The following is a 2,590-nucleotide window of genomic DNA, read 5'->3' as shown; positions in this document are numbered from 1 at the left end:
CGACAAGGGCACCTCGCGGCTGGGGCAGGGGCCCAGCGCCCATTCCTGCCTGGTCGAGATCGCCAAGCTCGAAGGTGAGGCCCCGCGCGTCACCGCCTTCGACCCGCCCGTCATCCTCGACCCGAAGGCCGAGGCGGCGGAGTAGGCGGTTCGCTCCCGTCCCGCCTGTCATTGCCGGGCTTGACCCGGCAATCCAGAAAATATCGACATCCCCTGGATGCCCGGGTCAAGCCCGGGCATGATATTTTTCTATTGTGAATTGTGATTTATCATAATCAACATAGATAAATGATAATTTGAAATTGTGCCGCACCATATCCGTGTTAATCTCCTCAGGACGCCACCGCCTTCCCTGGGAGAGATCCATGTCCGATCCGGCGCTTCGCCCCGAAACCCTCGCTTTGCATGCCGGCTGGCGGGCCGATCCGGCGACTGGCGCCGTGGCGGTGCCGATCTACCAGTCGACCTCCTTCCAGTTCCGCGACACCGACCACGCGCAGAAGCTGTTCGCGCTGGAGGAGCTGGGCAACATCTACAGCCGCATCGGCAACCCGACCAACGACGTGCTGGAACAGCGCATCGCGGCGCTGGAGGGCGGCGCCGCGGCGCTCGCCGTCGGCTCCGGCCAAGCGGCCTCGGCCTTCGCGGTGCAGAACCTGGCCCGGGTCGGCGACAACATCGTCAGCTCGACCGACCTCTATGGCGGCACCTGGAACCTGTTCGCCAACCGGCTGCGCGAACAGGGCATCGAGGTCCGCTTCGTCGACCCGGCCGACCCGGAGAATTTCCGCCGCGCGGTCGACGACCGCACCCGCGCCTTTTATGCCGAAAGCCTGCCCAACCCGAAGCTGACGGTGTTCCCGATCGCCGAGGTCGCCGCCATCGGCCGCGAGTACGGCATCCCGCTGATCGTCGACAACACCGCCGCACCCATCCTGCTGCGGCCGTTCGAGCATGGCGCCGCGGTGGTGGTGTATTCCACCACCAAGTATATCGGCGGCCACGGCACCTCGATCGGCGGGCTGATCGTCGATGGCGGCAATTTCGACTGGGCAGCGTATCCGGAGCGCCAGCCGGCGCTGAACACGCCGGACCCGAGCTATCACGGCGCGGTCTGGGTCGAGGCGACGAAGCCGCTCGGCCCGGTGGCCTACATTATCAAGGCGCGGACCACGTTGCTGCGCGACCTCGGTTCGGCGCTGTCGCCGTTCAACGCCTTCCAGATCCTGCAGGGGCTGGAGACGCTGCCGCTCAGGATCGAACGGCATTCCCAGAACGCCAACGCCGTCGCCGCCTTCCTGGCGCGGCAGCCGGAGGTGACGCGGGTGATCCATCCGTCGCTGCAGACGGGGGTGGCGCGTGAGCGGGCCGAGCGCTACCTCAAGGGCGGCTTCGGCGGCCTGGTCGGGTTCGAACTGGCCGGCGGGGCGGAGGCGGGGCGCCGCTTCATCGACGGGCTGCAACTGCTGTACCACGTCGCCAACATCGGCGACGCCCGCAGCCTGGCGATCCACCCGGCCTCGACCACCCATTCGCAGCTGACGGCGGAAGAGCAGGGAGCGACCGGCGTCTCGCCCGGCTATGTCAGGCTGTCGGTCGGCATCGAGCATATCGACGACATCCTGGTCGACCTCGAACGCGGCCTCAGTGCGGCCAGGGTGGCCAAGGCGGCATAGGGCCGCGCCGCAGGGGCTTGGCGGCCCGCTCTCCATTTGCGACCAATGGGGGCCGGGCCGGACTCGCCCGGTCCCCAGCGGAGGGCAGGGCATGTCACGAGACCGGGCGATCGCCGGCGCGGCGCGCTATTTCGACGAGGGCGGCTTCCGGGCCGTGCTCGACCGCCGCGTCGGCTTCCGCACCGAAAGCCAGGCCGCCGACCGGGCGCCGCTGGCCGCCTATCTCGAGCAGGAGATCGGGCCGGCCCTGGCCCGGCTGGGCTTCGCCCTGCACATCGTGGCCAACCCGGCCGCGCCCGACGCCCCGGCGCTGATCGCCCGGCGGCAGGAGGGCGAAGGCCTGCCCGGCGTGCTGTGCTACGGCCATGGCGACGTGGTGCTGGGTGGGGCGGAGCAGTGGCGCGCCGGCCTCGACCCCTGGCGCATCACGGTCGAGGGCGAGCGCTGGTACGGCCGCGGCACCGCCGACAACAAGGGCCAGCACTCCATCAACATCGCCGCGATCGAGCAGGTGATCGCGGCGCGCGGCGGCCGTCTCGGCTTCAACATGGCTTTCCTGGTCGAGACCAGCGAGGAGATCGGGTCGCCGTGGCTCGATGCGATCTGTGCTGCCCACCGTGACCTGCTGGCCGCGGATGTGCTGATCGCGTCGGACGGGCCGCGGCTCGATCGTACCAGGCCGATGATCGCGCTCGGCACCCGCGGCGTGATCAATTTCGACCTGACCCTGGTGCTGCGCGAGGGCCACCACCATTCCGGCAACTGGGGCGGCCTGCTGCCCAATCCCGGCACCATCATCGCCAACGCCATCGCCGCGCTGGTCGATGCCCGCGGCACCATCCTTGTGCCCGGGCTGCGGCCGCCGGCGATTCCGGACTAGGTGCGCCGCGCCCTGGCCGGCATCCCGATCGAAT

General features: G+C 69.2%; 2 protein-coding genes. Both read left to right on the top strand.

All coding sequences use genetic code 11. The features are described from left to right. Positions 1-365 precede the first annotated feature (365 nt). Positions 366-1,676: an O-acetylhomoserine aminocarboxypropyltransferase/cysteine synthase family protein gene (locus AC3XYG_RS31310; RefSeq protein ID WP_489143799.1), complete on the top strand. Its 1,311-nt coding sequence runs from the start codon at positions 366-368 to the stop codon at positions 1,674-1,676. Between the two features lie 91 nt (positions 1,677-1,767). After that, positions 1,768-2,556: a M20/M25/M40 family metallo-hydrolase gene (locus AC3XYG_RS31305; protein WP_489143798.1), complete on the top strand. Its 789-nt coding sequence runs from the start codon at positions 1,768-1,770 to the stop codon at positions 2,554-2,556. Positions 2,557-2,590: the final 34 nt, after the last annotated feature.

The organism is Inquilinus sp., from assembly GCF_057815775.1.
The sequence above is the reverse complement of the archived record's forward strand: the minus strand, read 5'-3'. Positions and strand labels throughout refer to the sequence as shown.

What these genes read in the sequence shown, in the direction of transcription:
- AC3XYG_RS31310 (WP_489143799.1), top strand. Translation starts at nt 366, where the DNA reads ATGTCCGATCCGGCGCTTCGCCCCGAAACCCTCGCTTTGCATGCCGGC.
- AC3XYG_RS31305 (WP_489143798.1), top strand. Translation starts at nt 1,768, where the DNA reads ATGTCACGAGACCGGGCGATCGCCGGCGCGGCGCGCTATTTCGACGAG.